The sequence below is a fragment of the Streptomyces sp. A1277 genome (assembly GCF_004795015.1).
GTDB lineage: Bacteria > Actinomycetota > Actinomycetes > Streptomycetales > Streptomycetaceae > Streptomyces.
On sequence record NZ_SSBI01000008.1, the window covers coordinates 36780 to 51380 of the forward strand.

The window sequence follows — 14601 nt, forward strand, 5'->3', positions numbered from 1 at the left end:
AGGGTTTCCCTTGTCTTTCCCGTCTTCATCCCTTTCCTCCTTCTCTTCCCTCTCCTCCTCTTCCGCCGCCGCGCACCCGCTGGCCGCGTACGGCTGGGACGACGACTGGGCGGCCGAGTTCGCCCCGTACGCCGCCCAGGGGCTGGTGCCCGGCCGTGTGGTGCGGGTGGACCGGGGCCGGTGCGACATCGCCACTCCGCAGGGCACGGTCTGGGCGGACACCGCGTTCGTCGTGCCCCGCGACCCGATGCGGATCATCTGCACCGGCGACTGGGCCGCCGTCGACGCCGACGGCGACCCGCGGTTCGTCCGTACGCTGCTGCCGCGGCGCACCGCGTTCGTCCGCTCCACCTCGTCCAAGCGCTCCGAGGGCCAGGTGCTCGCCACCAACGTCGACCACATCGCGATCTGCGTCTCGCTGGCCGTGGAGCTCGACCTGGGCCGGGTCGAGCGCTTCCTCGCCCTGGCCATGTCCAGCGCCGGCGGCGACGCGCTGCTCGGCGACGCCGCCGCTGGGGCCGGGGAGCGGGCCGCCGAACCGCTCGTCGTCCTCACCAAGGCCGACCTGGTCCCGGACGCGGCCGTCCTCTCCCACCTCGTCCAGGACATCGAACACATCGCCCCCGGGGTGCAGGTGCTGCCGGTCAGCTCCGCCACCGGCGAGGGCATCGACGTGTTCGCGGCGATCGTCTCCGGCGGTACGAGCGTGCTCCTCGGGGCCTCCGGCGCGGGCAAGTCCACCCTCGCCAACACGCTGCTCGGCAGGGAGGTGATGGAGGTCCAGGCCGCCCGCGATGTCGACGGCAAGGGCCGGCACACCACCACCACCCGCAACCTGCTGGTCCTGCCCTCGGGCGGGGTCCTGATCGACACCCCCGGCCTGCGCGGGGTCGGCCTCTGGGACGCCGGGGTCGGCGTAGAGCAGGTGTTCTCCGAGATCGAGGACCTGGCCGAGGGCTGCCGGTTCCACGACTGCGTCCACGAGGCGGAGCCCGGCTGCGCGGTGCTGGCCGCGATCGAGGACGGCACACTGCCCCAGCGTCGCTTCGACAGCTACCGCAAGCTGCTCCGCGAGAACGAGCGCATCGTCGCCAAGACCGACGCCCGCGTCCGGGCCGAGATCCGGCGGGACTGGAAGCGCAAGGGCGCCGAGGGCCGGGCCGCGATGGAGGCCAAGCGCGGCCGGATCCGGTAGCCGTGCCGTAGCCGCGGCGCCCTGGTCGACGTCCGAATACCGCGAGTGCGGGTGCCCGAGGGGGCGCACACTGGACGGTGTGATGGACGAAGAGACCAGGTACGAGGCGGTGAGCAGCCGCGACGCGCGTTTCGACGGCGAGTTCTTCTTCGCCGTCGAAACGACCGGCATCTACTGCCGGCCGAGCTGCCCCGCCGTCACCCCCAAGCGGAAGAACGTCCGCTTCTACCCGACGGCGGCGGCCGCCCAGACCAACGGTTTCCGGGCGTGCCGCCGCTGCCGCCCGGACGCCGTCCCCGGCTCCGCCGCGTGGAACGTGCGGGCCGATGTCGTCGGGCGCGCCATGCGCATGATCGGCGACGGTGTGGTGGACCGGGAAGGCGTCCCCGGTCTCGCCCACCGGCTCGGCTACAGCTCCCGCCAGGTGCAGCGCCAGCTCAACGCCGAACTGGGCGCGGGGCCCGTCGCCCTGGCCCGCGCGCAGCGCGCGCACACCGCCCGGATCCTGCTCCAGACCACCTTGCTGCCCGTCACCGAGATCGCCTTCGCGGCCGGTTTCAGCAGCGTGCGCCAGTTCAACGACACCGTCCGGCAGATCTACGCCCGCACCCCGAGCGCCCTGCGCGCCGAGGCCGGCACCGGGCTCGGCGCGGCGGTCCGGGAGGCCCGCACCACCGGCATCCCGCTCCGCCTCGCCCACCGGGGCCCGTACGCGGCCGGTGACGTCTTCGACCTGCTCGCCGCCCATACGGTCGCCCGGGTCGAGGAGGTCAGCGGGGAACCGGGCGCCCGCACCCACCGGCGCACGCTGCGCCTCCCGTACGGCACCGCCATCGCCGCCGTGGACGAGCGCTCCGCAGGCAACTGGCTGGACGCCCGCCTCCACCTCACCGATCTGCGCGACCTGACCACGGCGGTGCAGCGGCTGCGCCGCCTCTTCGACCTGGACGCCGACCCGTACGCCGTGGACGAGCTGCTGGCCGCCGATCCGCGGCTCGCCCCGGACGTCGCCGCCCGGCCCGGCGTGCGCTCGCCGGGGGCGGCGGACGCGGAGGAGTTCGCCGTACGGGCCCTGGTCGGCCACCCGGCCGCCGGAGAACTCGTCGCCGCGTACGGCAAGGCCCTGGACGTGCCGTGCGGCGGGCTGACCCATGTCTTCCCCGAGCCGGACGTGCTCGCCGACGCGGACGTCGACCCGTCGCTGCGGGCGCTCGCGGCCGCGCTCGCCGACGGCGGCGTACGGCTCGACGCGGGCGCCGACCGGGACGAGGCCGAACAGGCCCTCCTGCGGCTGCCCGGCATCGGCCCCGCGACCGCCGCGCTGATCCGGATGCGCGCCCTGGGCGACCCCGACGTGGACCCGTACGGCACACCCGGCGCGCACCGCTGGCGGCCGTGGCGCTCCTACGGCGTGCGCCGGGCACGGCGGCGGCAGGACGGTCAGCCCCAGACCACCGCGCCCAGCCACGCCCCCGTCACCAGCAGGCACGCGAAGAGTTCGGCCAGCACCGAGTAACCGGTCGCCCGCATCACCGAGCGGACCGACGCCCAGCCCGCCCCCCGGCTGCCGAGGCGCAGCCGCTCCGCCCCGTAGATCACGCCGACGTACCCGATGACCGCGCCGACGACCGGGACGACGAAGAAGCCGGTGATCGCGCCGAGCCCGCCCCGCAGCAGCGTCCGGCGCGGCGCCCCCGACTCACGGGGCCGGCGCAGCGGCAGCAAGGCCTTGAGCGCCTGGTTGAGCAGGAGGAGCGCCGTCGCCCCGATCAGGACGCCCCAGGCGACCGGCGTCCTCTCGGTGAGCGCCCACCACAGGACGGCGGCCCAGACGATCGCCTGCCCGGGCACACCCGGCGCCAGCACACCGATCAGGCCGAGCAGCATGACCAGACCGACGGCGACGAGCTGCCACACACTCATCTGACCAGCCTGCCGGAGAGCGACCGCTCCCGCCCGTTCGCGGAGCCGTACCGGGGGCCGTCGGCGCAGCTCAGAGGCTGTTACGGCGACGAGCGCGCAGCCCAGACGCCGCGGTCACGGCGACGAGCGCGTGCGGGGTTCGCGGGCGACCCAGCCCCGCTCGTAGGCGTGCCAGCCGAGCTGGAGGCGGGTCGAGACGCCGGTCAGCTCCATCAGGCCCTTGACCCGGCGCTGCACGGTCCGCAGCCCCAGGTCCAGCTGTTTGGCCACGCTCGCGTCGGTCAGGCCGGCCAGCAGCAGCGACAGGATCTCCAGGTCCGTCGGGTCCGGGCCGCCCGCCTCCGCCAGGACCGCCCCGCTCTCGCCGAGCCGCAACGGCATGGCCTCGCGCCACACCGCCTCGAACAGCCCCGTCAGCGACTCCAGCAGCCCCGAGCCGTGCACGACCAGCGCCGCGGGCTCCGCGCCCCGGCCGGTCAGCGGCACCATGGCCAGCACCGCGTCGGCGATCACCAGCTTCGTGGGGACCCGGTCGACGACCCGGCACTGCTCGTCACGGCTGAGCGCCGCCGACAGTTCGAGGATTCCGGATTCCAGGCCCAGCACCTCGCGCTCGATCACCACCCGGAACGAGACCCCGCGCGTGGCCGCCTGCTCCTCCGACTCGTTGTCCAGACCGCTGACCGCGATCGGCTTGCCCGTGACCAGGGCGCACACCTCGCTCGTCGCCCCCAGCTGGAGCTGGTGGAAGCGGTGCGCGACCGCGCTCGCCCCGGTGACCACCTCGACCAGGTCGTGGACGGCCGGTTCGGCGGCGTCCGCCCGGTACTCCTCGGCCAGCAGCGCCGCCGCGAGCTCCGCCTGCTCCAAGTGGTGGCGCTGCTGGGTGAGCAGCGCGCCCAGCGCGACCCCGGGCGGCGCCGCGACCCACCGGCCCGTGCGGGCGGAGGACTGGGCGGCCAGGCCGTGCTGCTCCAGCCTGCGCAGCGCCCGTTCCGTGTCCCGTTCGGGCAGCGCCAGCCGGTGCGAGAGGTCGGACACCTCGGCCGCCCCCAGCGCCACGAGCGCGCGGTAGGCCGACTCCTGCCTCTCGTCGAGACCTATGGCTCCCAGCATCCGCGAACCCTCCCCGGGCGCAGTGTTCCCGTGCGATGGCGTGCCTCTCGGCCGGTCGGCCGTGGCGGAAAACGGCCACGGCGCAAACCCGCCGTGGACATCATCCCCGTACCGCACGTCACTCTGCCAAGGTGGCGGCACAGTGGCCTCGACAACCCCGGAACGCGTACGTTTGCGCCCGCCTCGGGCGGTATCGGCGGGGGAGGCCGATACGTCCGTCCGGTCCGGCGCCGCTGCTTGCGCCGGGTGCTGACGCCGGCTCAACCGACCGGTCCGCCGGGCGTCCTTCCCGTGGGGGGTGGGGTCGCCCGGCGGACCATTTTCCCGATGCCCGTTTTCGCGCGGCCCCCGCGGTGGACAATAAGGGCATGAGTCAGCAGGGGGAGAGGCCCGCAGCCCACGAGGACGACTGGTGGCGCCGGCTGTATGACGAATCCGCCCCGGACGCCGGGGCGAGCCAGGCGGCCGACAGTCTCGACGACCGCTTCGACTCGGCATCCGACACGGTGGCGCCCGACAGCCGCCCGGCCTACGAGACGGCCCCGGAGGTGCCGGAACCGAGGGAGGTGCCGGAACCGAGAGAGGCACCGGCGCCGAGGGCGACCCCCGGTCGGGGGGTGGCGCCACCGCCGGCCGTCACCCGGATGGCGGGCGGCTCGCCGCCGGAGCCCGGGCGCGCGCCGTGGGAGCCGCCGGCCGGCCCGGCGAAGCCGCGTACGTTCCCCGGACCGCCGCCACCCCCCGAGCCGGAACCGGAACCCGATCCTCCCGCCGCCGACCCCCGTGTCGCCGGGACCCGCCCGCTGCCCAGGCGCCCCGTCGCCGACCGGCCGGCGACGGGACGGCAGCCCGCCGAGACGGAGGCGGCCGACGACGGGCCGGCCGCCGAGGAGATCCCCGTCCCCCGGCCCGTCGTCGCCCATGTGGGCCCTCGGCCACCCACCTACGAGGCCGAGCCCACGGCGCTGCCCGACACCGACCCGTACGAGCTCGACAGCCTGGTGCCCGACACGGTGCTGGACGGCGCCCGGTACGGGACGTACACCCTGCGGGCCGCCTCCGTGCGCGGTGACTCCGCCCGGTTCCGGGGCGAGCCGCGCCGCGACGCGCTGCTGACGGTGCGCTTCGGGACCGGGGACGACGCCCTCGTCCTCGTGGCCGTCGCCGGCGCCGCCCGGGGCGCGGAGGGCGTGCACACGGCCGCGGCCGACGCCTGCCGCTGGATCGGCGAAGCCGTCGGACGCAGCCACGCCCGGCTCTCCGACGACATAAGGGCGGGGCGTCGTGCCGACCTCAAGTCCGGGCTGCACCGGCTCACCGACCGGGGCTACGGCAAGCTGCGCACCCGTGCCGCCGAACTCGGCCTGGAGCCGGACGCGTACACCGCGAGCCTGCGCTGCCTGCTGCTGTCCGCCGACCCCGAGTGCCGCACCCGGGTCTTCTTCGGCATCGGCGACGGCGGGCTCTTCCGGCTGCGGGACGGCAGCTGGCAGGACCTCGAACCGGATGTGCCTGCGGCGCGGCTCACCGGGGAACCCGTGGTCGGTTTCGGCTCGTCCGCGCCCGAGAGCGGGCCCGAAGGCGACCGGCTGACCATGGACCTGGGGATCACGACCGGCCCGGCCCCGTACGTCGAGGACCCGCTCCCGCCACCTGCCGAACCGTTCCGCTTCCGCGCCTCCGTCGCCCGGCCGGGCGACACCCTGCTGCTGTGCGGCACGGGGCTCGCCGAGCCGCTGCGCGGCGAACCCGCCCTGGCCGACGAGCTCGCCGCGCGCTGGTCGCCGGTGGCGGCGCCCGGCCTCGGGGCGTTCCTCGCGGACACCCAGATCCGGGTCACGGGGTACGCCGACGACCGGACGGCGGTCGGCGTCTGGGAGGCGTAACGGCGCACGCCATGGGTTGATGGACTCCGAAGACCCGTCCGGCCGGGTTTCGCGCCCCGCGTCCCGGACAGCCGAACGTACACGGAGCCCAGGCAGAGGGAGTGCGACACCCATGGCCAAGCAGAACGTGTCGGAGCAGTTCGTCGACATCCTCGCCCGGGCGGGCGTCAAACGCCTGTACGGGGTCGTCGGCGACAGCCTCAACCCGGTCGTCGACGCCATCCGGCGTCGCGCGGGCATGGAGTGGATCCAGGTCAGGCACGAGGAGACGGCCGCGTTCGCGGCCGGCGCGGAGGCGCAGATCACCGGCACGCTGGCGGCCTGCGCCGGGTCCTGCGGCCCGGGCAACCTGCACCTCATCAACGGCCTCTACGACGCCCACCGCTCCATGGCCCCCGTGCTCGCGCTCGCCTCGCACATCCCGTCGAGCGAGATCGGCCTCAACTACTTCCAGGCGACCCACCCCGAGCTGCTCTTCCAGGAGTGCAGCCACTACAACGAGATGATCTCCAACCCGCAGCAGATGCCCCGGCTGCTCCAGACCGCCATCCAGCACGCGATCGGCCAGGGCGGAGTCAGCGTCGTCTCCATGCCGGGTGACGTGGCCTCGCAGCCCGCACCGGAGAAGTCCATCGAACACGCCCTGGTCACCTCGCGGCCCACCGTGCGGCCGGGGGACGGCGAGATCGAGAAGCTCTGCCGGATGGTGGACGAGGCCAAACGGGTGACGCTGTTCTGCGGCAGCGGCACGGCCGGCGCGCACGCCGAGGTCATGGAGTTCGCCGAGCGGGTGAAGGCCCCGGTCGGGCACGCCCTGCGCGGCAAGGAGTGGATCCAGTACGACAACCCGTTCGACGTCGGCATGAGCGGCCTGCTCGGCTACGGGGCCGCCTACGAGGCCACCCACGAGTGCGATCTGCTGATCCTGCTCGGCACGGACTTCCCGTACAACGCCTTCCTGCCCGACGACGTGAAGATCGTGCAGGTCGATGTGCGCCCCGAACACCTCGGGCGGCGGTCCAAGCTGGACCTGGCCGTCTGGGGCGACGTCCGTGAGACGCTGCGCTGTCTGACGCCCCGGGTCAAGGCCAAGAGCGACCGCAAGTTCCTCGACCGGATGCTCAAGAAGCACGCCGACGCCTTGGAGGGCGTGGTCAAGGCGTACACCCGCAAGGTCGACAAGCACATCCCGATCCACCCCGAGTACGTGGCTTCGGTACTGGACGAACTCGCCGACGACGACGCCGTGTTCACCGTGGACACCGGCATGTGCAACGTGTGGGCGGCCCGCTATCTGTCGCCCAACGGCAAGCGGCGGGTGATCGGTTCGTTCAGCCACGGCTCGATGGCCAACGCGCTGCCGCAGGCGATCGGCGCACAGTTCACGGACCGCGACCGGCAGGTCGTCTCGATGTCGGGCGACGGCGGATTCACCATGCTGATGGGCGACTTCCTGACCCTCGTCCAGTACAACCTGCCGGTCAAGGTCGTGCTGTTCAACAACTCCTCGCTGGGCATGGTCGAACTGGAGATGCTGGTCGGGGGCCTGCCGTCCTTCGGTACGACCAACAAGAACCCGGACTTCGCCGCCGTCGCGCGCGCGGCCGGGGCGTACGGCGTGCGCGTCGAGAAGCCCAAGGAGCTGACGAGCGCCCTCAAGGACGCCTTCAAACACAAGGGCCCGGCGCTCGTGGACGTCGTCACCGACCCCAACGCCCTCTCCATCCCGCCCAAGATCAGCGCGGACATGGTGACCGGCTTCGCCCTCTCCGCCAGCAAGATCGTCCTGGACGGCGGAGTGGGCCGGATGGTCCAGATGGCCCGCTCCAACCTCCGCAACGTGCCCCGGCCCTAGGTGTGCCTCTCCTCCAGTGACCAGCGGCCGCGGGGGGAAGGGCGGTCAGCTGGCTGACGGGGCATCAATAAGGGTCGGGATCAGCGGGGATTGGCGACACGCTATCGAAACGACAGCGTGAAACGCGGCGCAGTTCCGGTTGTGACGAGGTGTCATACATGTTCTGTAGGCGGCCCCTTGGCACCCTCTGCGCCATGTGACATATTACTGACGTGTTCACGAGACAGCCCCTGGATGTTGTCGTCGTCGGAGCCGGTGTGGTCGGCGCCGCCTGCGCGTACTACACCACCCGGTCCGGACTCTCGGTCGCGGTGGTGGACAGCGGACCGGTCGCCGGTGGCACCACGGGGGCGGGGGAGGGCAATCTCCTGGTCTCCGACAAACCGCCCGGCCCCGAACTCTCCCTCGCGCTCCTCTCCGCCTCGCTCTGGCGTGAGCTGTCCGAAGTCCTGCCCGAAACGGTCGAGTTCGAGCAGAAGGGCGGACTGGTCGTCGCGGCGGACGAGGCGTCCCTCGCCACCCTGACCGCGACCGCCGAAGGGCAGGCGCAGGCAGGGGTACGCACCACGGCCGTCGCCCCGCACGAACTGCCCGAGGTCGAACCGCACCTCGCGCCCGGGCTGGCCGGTGGCGTCCTCTACCCGCAGGACGCCCAGGTACAACCCGCCCTCGCCGCGGCCCACTTGATCCGGGCCGCCCGGGACGCCGGGGCGCGCCTGCACCTCGGCACACCGGTCACCGCCGTGCTCACCGGCCCGACGGGCGCGGTGCGAGGCGTACGCACCGGGGCTGGGGATCTGCTTGCGCCCGCCGTGGTCAACGCGACCGGTGTGCGGGGCGGGGAGTTCGCCGCACTGGCCGGGGTGGAACTTCCGGTGCTGCCCCGGCGCGGCTTCGTCCTGGTGACCGAGCCCCTGCCGCCCCTGATCCGGCACAAGGTGTACGCGGCGGAGTACGTGGCCGACGTGGCGAGCGCCTCGGCCGCCCTCCAGACGTCACCGGTCGTGGAGGGCACCCCCTCGGGGCCCGTCCTGGTCGGGGCCAGCCGGGAGCGGGTCGGCTTCGACCGCACCCTGTCCGTGCCGGTGGTCAGCAGACTGGCCGCTGCGGCGGCCGCGCTCTTCCCGGTCCTCGGTGACACCCGGGTGCTGCGCGCCTACCAGGGCTTCCGCCCCTACCTGCCCGACCACCTCCCCGCGATCGGCCCCGACCACCGCGTCCCCGGCCTCTTCCACGCCTGCGGCCACGAGGGCGCGGGCATCGGACTCGCCCCCGCGACGGCGGCCCTGGTCACGGCGGCGATCCGGGGCGAGGAACCGCCCCTCGACCCGAAGCCGTTCAGCCCGGACCGATTCGGCGAGGCGGCCGGGGGCGCGGCCGGGGCTGGAGCCGGAGCCGGGCCCGAGACCGGGTCCGGGACCGGGTCCGGGCCGCAGGCCCCGGGGTGAGCCGCCCGGTGCGCAGCCTCGCCACCCGCCTGCCTGCTCGGGCCCCCTCCCGCACAGCCCGCCTCCCCGCACGGCCCCCTCCCGCACAGCCCGCCCGGCCGCACAGCCCTTCCTCCCGCACAGCCCTTCCTCCCGCTCAGCCCCCTCCCCGTACCGCGTGACAGACCAGACAGGAGCCCCGGTGAGACGAGCACGCCGACGCGACCCCGCACGCACCCCGGCCGCTCTGGCCGGTGCCGAGCCCGGGCCGGGGTTCGAGATCACCTTCGACGGCCGGCCGGTCACCGCCCTGCCCGGCCAGAGCGTCGCGGCCGCGCTGTGGGGTGCCTCCGTCCTCAGCTGGCGCACCACCCGGGTCAACGGCCGCCCCAGGGGCGCCTTCTGCGGCATCGGCTCCTGCTTCGACTGCCTGGCCACCGTCAATGGGGAGCCCGGCCTGCGCGCCTGTCTGGTGCCCGCCCGCCCGGGTGACGCCGTCACCACCCAGGAGGGGACTGGGCATGCCGCTCCCCGTCCCTGAACGCGCCGGGCTCGCGGTGGTGGGGGCCGGGCCCGCCGGGCTCGCGGCCGCCGTGACCGCCGCCGACGGAGGGCTTGACGTGGTCCTGATCGACGCGGCGGACGCCCCCGGCGGCCAGTTCTACCGCGCGCCCGCCCCCGGCCTCGGCGCCACCCGGCCGGAGGCCCTGCACCACGGCTGGGCGGCCTTCACCAGTCTCACCGCGCGCCTCGCGCGGCACCGGGAGTCCGGGCGCCTGTGCCATGCCACAGGTCACCAGGTATGGGCGGCGCGGCGGACCGGCGAGGACTGGACCCTGCACGCGGTCACCGGACCCGACGGCCGTGACGGTGATGTCGCCGTTCGTGCCCGCCGGCTCGTCATCGCGACCGGCGCCCACGAACGCCAACTGCCCTTCCCCGGCTGGACCCTGCCGGGCGTGGTGGGCGCGGCCGGGGCGCAGGCCATGCTCAAGTCCGGGCTCGTGCTGCCGGGCCGGCGCGTCGTCGTCGCCGGGAGCGGGCCGCTGCTCCAGGCCGTCGCCCTCTCGCTGGCCCGGGCCGGGGCCCAGGTGCCCGCGCTGGTGGAGGCCGCCGGGTACGGGGCGTACGCCCGCGCGCCCCTGGTCCTGGCCGCGAACCCGGACCGGCTCGCGGAGGGCGTGCGCCACCGCGCGGGCCTCGCCCGGCACGGGGTGCGGATGCTCACGCACCGCGCCGTCACCGCCGTCCACGGCACCGAGCGCGTGGAAGGTGTCACCGTCAGCCGGCTCGACCGCGCCTGGCGCCCGGTGCCGGGGACCGGGCGGCGCATCGACTGCGACACCCTCGCCGTCGGGCACGGCCTCGTCCCGCAACTGGACCTCGCCCTCGGCCTCGGCTGCGCCACCCGGCCCGGCACGGACGGTTCGGCCGCGCTGGAACTGGACGAGGAGCTGCGCACCACCGTGCCAGGCGTCTGGGCCGCCGGCGAGACCGGAGGCATCGGCGGCGTGCATCTCGCCCTGGCGGAAGGCGAACTGGCCGCCCTCTCGGTGATCGCGGACGCCCGGGACGGCCGCCCCGGCCGGAGCGGCGCGCGCGTGGCCGCGCTCCGCCGGGGCCGCCGCCGGATGCGCCGGTTCGCCGGGCTGATGGGGGCCGTGCACCGGCCGGGACCGGGGTGGACCGGGTGGCTCGCGCCGGACACCGAGGTCTGCCGGTGCGAAGAGGTCACCGCCGGGGCCGTCCGCACCGCAGTGGACGAGCTCGGCGCCGGCGACAGCCGTACGGCCAAGCTCCTCACCCGCGCCGGCATGGGCTGGTGCCAGGGCCGCACGTGCGGCTTCGCCGTCCGGGAACTCGCCGGCCGGGCCGAGGCGGGCGCTCCCGACCGCCGCCCGCTCGCCTGCCCCGTACCCCTCTCCACGCTCGCCCGGGCCGCCCGGCCCGAGGACGAGTGAGCACGTACACCACCCGCACCGGCACCCACCCGCACCCACCTTTCAAGGAGCCCTCATGACGACCGACTCCACCGGAACCGACACCGGCACCGGAACCGGCACCGGAACCGACACCGGCACCGGAACCGGCACCGGAACCGACACCGGAACCGGCACCGGAACCGACGCCGGAACCGGCACCGGAACCGACGCCGGAACCGGCACCGGAACCGACGCCGGAACCGGCACCGGAACCGACGCCGACACCGACACCGGCAACACGGCCCCTTGGCGGGGCGTCATGGTCGCCACCCCGCTCACCCTGCGCGAGGACCGGTCCATCGACTTCGACGCGTACGCCGCACACGTCCGCGATCTCATCGCCGCCGGCTGCGACGGCGTGGTGCCCAACGGGTCGCTGGGGGAGTACCAGACCCTCAGTGACCGCGAACGCCGGGACGTGGTGCGCGTCGCCGTCGAGGCGGCCGGGGACGGGGCCAGGGTGATGCCCGGGGTCTCCTCGTACGACAGCGCCCAGTCGCGCCGCCGTGCCGAGGAGGCCGCCGACGCAGGGGCCGGTTCCGTCCTGCTGCTGCCGCCCAACGGCTACTCCTGCGAGGACGCGGCCGTCCGCGCCCACTACGCCGAGGTCGCCGGGGCGGGCCTGCCGGTCGTCGCGTACAACAACCCGTACGACACCAAGGTGGACCTGACGCCCCGGCTGCTCGGCCGGCTCCACGCGGAGGGATCGATCGTGGCCGTCAAGGAGTTCAGCGGCGACGTCCGCAGGGCGTACGAGATCGCCGAGGAGGCGCCAGGGCTCGACCTGCTCGTCGGTGCCGACGACGTCCTGCTGGAACTCGCCCTGGCCGGGGCAGTCGGCTGGATCGCCGGCTGCCCCAACATGCTTCCGGCCGGCTGCGTCACCCTGTACCGGGCGGCGGTGTCCGGGGACCTGGAGGCCGCCCTGCCGCTGTACCGGCGGCTGCACCCGTTGTTGCGCTGGGACTCCAAGCCGGAGTTCGTCCAGGCGATCAAGGCGTCCATGGACATCGTCGGGCGGCACGGCGGACCCACCCGGCCCCCGCGCCTGCCGCTCGACGCCGAGGCCCTGGCCGCCGTACGCGCCGCCACCGAGAAGGCGCTCGCCGAGGGCCTGGACTGAACCCGCAGACTCCCGACGAAGTTGCAGGAGGACCCCTTGCGCAGCCGCCACATCTTCCACGCCGTCGACTCGCACACCGAGGGCATGCCCACCCGCGTGATCACCGGCGGGATCGGCACGCTCCCCGGCGCCACCATGGCCGAGCGCCGCACCCACTTCATGGCGCACCGGGACGCGGTGCGCACCCTGCTGATGTACGAGCCGCGCGGCCACGCCGCGATGAGCGGTGCCGTCCTCCAGCCGCCGACCCGGCCGGACGCCGACTTCGGGGTCCTGTTCATGGAGGTCTCCGGCTGCCTGCCGATGTGCGGGCACGGCACCATCGGGGTGGCCACCGTGCTGGTGGAGACCGGCATGGTGACGGTCACCGAACCGGTCACGACCGTACGGCTCGACACCCCCGCCGGGCTGGTCACGGTCGACGTACGCGTGGAGGCCGGCGCCGCCACCTCCGTCACCTTCACCAACGTCCCGGCCTTCAGCGCCGGGCTCGGGCTCACCGCGAAGGTCCCCGGACACGGCGCCGTGCCCTACGACCTGGCCTACGGGGGCAACTTCTACGCGATGGTGCGGCTGGAGGACCTGGGCCTGCCGTTCGACCGGTCACGGAAGGACGAACTTCTGGCCGCGGGGCTGGCGTTGATGGAGGAGGTCAACGCGTCCGACGACCGGCCGGTCCACCCGCTGGACCCGGCCATCCACGGGCTCAAGCACGTCCAGCTGATCGCGCCCGGCTCCGACGCGGCCCACTCGCGGCACGCCATGGCCATCCACCCCGGCTGGTTCGACCGCTCGCCGTGCGGCACCGGCACCTCCGCGCGCATGGCGCAGCTGCACGCCCGGGGGGAACTTCCCCTGGACCGGGACTTCGTCAACGAGTCCTTCATCGGCACCCGGTTCACCGGCCGGCTGGTCGGGGAGACGATGGTGGGCACACTGCCGGCGGTCGTCCCGACGGTCACGGGGCGCGCCTGGATCACCGGGACCGCGCAGTACTTCCTGGACCCGGCGGACCCCTTCCCGGAGGGGTTCCTGCTGTGAACCCGCGCCTGCGGCCGGCAGCAGTGCACAACCCCGGTCACGGGCAACGTGACATTGTAGTCTGGGACTCCGCACGGTGCTGGAGGAACAGACATGGCCCGCCTGACGTCGCTCAACACGATCTCGGCGCAGGAGCACCTGCGCGACCAGGTGGCGCACGCACTGCGGGCGGCGCTCATCTCGGGCGAGCTGCAGCCGGGCACGGTCTACTCGGCGCCAGCGCTCGCCGCCGAGTTCGGTGTCTCCGCGACGCCCGTCCGTGAGGCGATGCTCGACCTGGCCCGCGAGGGCCTGGTCGAGGCCGTCCGCAACAAGGGCTTCCGCATCACCGAGCTGACCGAGCAGGACCTGGACGACTTCACCGAGCTGCGCGCGATGATCGAGGTCCCCACCGTCGGCCGGATCGCGCGGATGGGGCTGAGGCGCGAACTGGAGGCGCTGCGGCCCGTCGCGGTGGAGATCGTCGAGGCCGCGCGGCAGCAGGACATCCTGGCGTACCTGGAGGCCGACCGGCGCTTCCACCTCGCCCTGCTGGGGCTGGCCGGCAACCGCCGGCTGGTCGAGCAGGTCGGCGAACTGCGCAAGCGCTCCCGCCTCTTCGGGCTCAACCGCCTGGCGGAGTCGGGGCAGTTGATCGCATCGGCCGAGGAGCACGTGGAGCTGCTCGATCTGGTGGTCGCCGGTGACGTCGAGGGCGCCGAGGCGTGCATGCTCGCCCACATGTCACACGTCCGCTCCCTCTGGGCCGGCAGCACCCCGAGCGGCGTACCCGGTCAGCTCAAGGTCGAACGGGCGACGACTCCGGCCGGTCAGGCGTAGGGCAGGCCCGCTCCGAAGGAACCCGGCTTACGGCTTACGGGCCCGCGTCCTGGACGCGGGCCCGTAAGCGTGTGCCGGGCTGTCATGCGCTCGCAGTGAGCGCGGAGTTGGCGGGCGAATGAATGTGCGTGCCGCACCTTCCTAAGAACATGTGACATGTGCCATTGTACAGACGGTCGCCGTTGAGGTCGTGTTCATGTCAGGCCGCTAGGTCGGTCATCCCGCCCGGCCCCA

12 protein-coding genes are annotated in these 14601 nt (G+C 74.1%); 10 read left to right on the forward strand and 2 right to left on the reverse strand.

Features of this window, described 5'->3' with window-relative positions:
* Positions 1 to 10: 10 nt before the first annotated feature.
* Positions 11 to 1195, forward strand: a complete 1185-nt coding sequence (gene rsgA / locus E6R18_RS07715) for a ribosome small subunit-dependent GTPase A (protein ID WP_136316096.1) — start codon at positions 11 to 13, stop codon at positions 1193 to 1195.
* Between the two features lie 82 nt (positions 1196 to 1277).
* The gene (locus E6R18_RS07720) at positions 1278 to 2711 is read left to right on the forward strand and encodes a DNA-3-methyladenine glycosylase 2 family protein (RefSeq protein WP_136316200.1); all 1434 of its coding nucleotides are present in this window, start codon (positions 1278 to 1280) and stop codon (positions 2709 to 2711) included.
* Here E6R18_RS07720 and E6R18_RS07725 read toward each other — a convergent pair.
* Together E6R18_RS07725 and E6R18_RS07730 are read right to left on the reverse strand one after the other, a co-directional pair.
* A complete protein-coding gene (locus tag E6R18_RS07725) occupies positions 2636 to 3118 on the reverse strand; it encodes a DUF456 domain-containing protein (RefSeq protein WP_168712293.1) in 483 nt (160 codons plus the stop codon). The genes E6R18_RS07720 and E6R18_RS07725 overlap by 76 nt on opposite strands.
* A gap of 114 nt (positions 3119 to 3232) precedes the next feature.
* On the reverse strand, positions 3233 to 4234 hold the full coding sequence (locus tag E6R18_RS07730; protein ID WP_136316097.1) for a helix-turn-helix domain-containing protein: 1002 nt from the start codon (positions 4232 to 4234) through the stop codon (positions 3233 to 3235).
* 368 nt (positions 4235 to 4602) lie between these two features.
* On the opposite strand from E6R18_RS07730, the gene E6R18_RS07735 reads away from it, so the two are divergent.
* The 8 genes from E6R18_RS07735 (at position 4603) to E6R18_RS07775 (ending at position 14367) form a co-directional block, all read left to right on the forward strand.
* Positions 4603 to 6120 carry a protein phosphatase 2C domain-containing protein gene (locus tag E6R18_RS07735; protein WP_136316098.1) on the forward strand — a complete coding sequence of 506 codons (1518 nt, stop codon included), beginning with the start codon at positions 4603 to 4605 and terminating at the stop codon, positions 6118 to 6120.
* Between the two features lie 112 nt (positions 6121 to 6232).
* Complete coding sequence (locus E6R18_RS07740) at positions 6233 to 7975, forward strand: pyruvate dehydrogenase (protein WP_136316099.1); 1743 nt, start codon at positions 6233 to 6235, stop codon at positions 7973 to 7975.
* A 212-nt stretch (positions 7976 to 8187) separates the two neighbouring features.
* A complete protein-coding gene (locus tag E6R18_RS07745) occupies positions 8188 to 9423 on the forward strand; it encodes an FAD-binding oxidoreductase (RefSeq protein WP_240799635.1) in 1236 nt (411 codons plus the stop codon).
* Between the two features lie 181 nt (positions 9424 to 9604).
* Positions 9605 to 9943, forward strand: coding sequence for a (2Fe-2S)-binding protein (locus E6R18_RS07750; RefSeq protein ID WP_136316100.1), 339 nt, complete (start codon positions 9605 to 9607; stop codon positions 9941 to 9943).
* The gene (locus E6R18_RS07755; protein ID WP_136316101.1) at positions 9924 to 11363 is read left to right on the forward strand and encodes an NAD(P)/FAD-dependent oxidoreductase; all 1440 of its coding nucleotides are present in this window, start codon (positions 9924 to 9926) and stop codon (positions 11361 to 11363) included. The genes E6R18_RS07750 and E6R18_RS07755 overlap by 20 nt, the downstream gene beginning before the upstream one ends.
* A gap of 280 nt (positions 11364 to 11643) precedes the next feature.
* Positions 11644 to 12507, forward strand: coding sequence for a dihydrodipicolinate synthase family protein (locus tag E6R18_RS07765; protein WP_136316201.1), 864 nt, complete (start codon positions 11644 to 11646; stop codon positions 12505 to 12507).
* Positions 12508 to 12543: 36 nt separating this feature from the next.
* The gene (locus E6R18_RS07770) at positions 12544 to 13548 is read left to right on the forward strand and encodes a proline racemase family protein (RefSeq protein WP_136316102.1); all 1005 of its coding nucleotides are present in this window, start codon (positions 12544 to 12546) and stop codon (positions 13546 to 13548) included.
* 93 nt (positions 13549 to 13641) lie between these two features.
* The gene (locus E6R18_RS07775; protein ID WP_136316103.1) at positions 13642 to 14367 is read left to right on the forward strand and encodes a GntR family transcriptional regulator; all 726 of its coding nucleotides are present in this window, start codon (positions 13642 to 13644) and stop codon (positions 14365 to 14367) included.
* The last annotated feature ends 234 nt before the right edge of the window (positions 14368 to 14601 follow it).